This is a genomic window from Devosia geojensis, assembly GCF_000969415.1.
Lineage (GTDB): Bacteria > Pseudomonadota > Alphaproteobacteria > Rhizobiales > Devosiaceae > Devosia > Devosia geojensis.
This window is the reverse complement of record NZ_JZEX01000111.1, coordinates 1-452: the sequence shown is the minus strand read 5'-3', so window position 1 is coordinate 452 and position 452 is coordinate 1. Positions and strand designations below refer to the sequence as shown.

Annotated in this window: 2 pseudogenes; both read left to right on the top strand. The window is 68.4% G+C overall.

The features are described 5' to 3' along the window. Positions 1-88 precede the first annotated feature (88 nt). Positions 89-259 (top strand): annotated as a pseudogene (locus VE25_RS23625) (phosphotransferase); the annotation flags it as partial. A 75-nt stretch (positions 260-334) separates the two neighbouring features. Further along, positions 335-452: pseudogene (locus VE25_RS23620) on the top strand (fumarylacetoacetate hydrolase family protein); the annotation flags it as partial.

Here is a 452-nt window from a genome sequence, read left to right as displayed (position 1 = left end):
ACCAACACCGGGTGTCGGGCGCAGTCGCATCGAGGATGGCTTCGGGAGGTGCCGCGGGCGGCGGTGGGAGCCTGGGCGCGAAGGCGGCATGCGCAGGATCGTCGAGGAGCGGTTCGATGACATCGTCCCGCACAGCACCGGCCCGGTCTTCGCCCACGATGATCTGCAGCCCGGCAACGTGTTGGCCGCGAGAACGCCGGACGGGAGCCTGACGCGCAGCGGCCTCATCGATTTCGGCAACGCCCGCGCCGCCGACCCGGTGTTCGATCTGGCCAAGTGCCTGTTCTGTTCGAGGCACGAAGCGCCCGATAGTCCGGCCCTGATCCTCGAAGGATTCGGGCCGATCGGGCCGTGGCTGGTGACGCGCGACGAGGTCGCCGATCCGCAGAATCTCGGCATGTGGCTCGAAGTGGACGGGCATCGCTACCAGGACGGCTCGACCAGGACCATGA